This window comes from Salmonella sp. 5800 (assembly GCF_046558195.1).
Lineage (GTDB): Bacteria > Pseudomonadota > Gammaproteobacteria > Enterobacterales > Enterobacteriaceae > Salmonella > Salmonella enterica.
The window spans coordinates 1-228 of the sequence record NZ_JBGDOX010000054.1; the positions used below are offsets into that span (position 1 = coordinate 1).

The 228-nt window shown below is 49.6% G+C and carries 1 tRNA gene; it reads left to right on the plus strand.

What is annotated here, in order from left to right:
• The first annotated feature begins 1 nt into the window (after position 1).
• Positions 2-77, plus strand: a tRNA-Glu gene (locus ACLJZ5_RS22175).
• Positions 78-228 lie beyond the last annotated feature (151 nt).

The window sequence follows — 228 nt, forward strand, 5'->3', positions numbered from 1 at the left end:
CGTCCCCTTCGTCTAGAGGCCCAGGACACCGCCCTTTCACGGCGGTAACAGGGGTTCGAATCCCCTAGGGGACGCCAGCGTTCAAACTGATGAGGTCAAACCTCCAGGGGACGCCACTTGCTGGTTTGTGAGTGAAAGTCACCTGCCTTAATATCTCAAAACTGACTTACGAGTCACGTTTGAGATATTTGCTCTTTAAAAATCTGGATCAAGCTGAAAATTGAAACA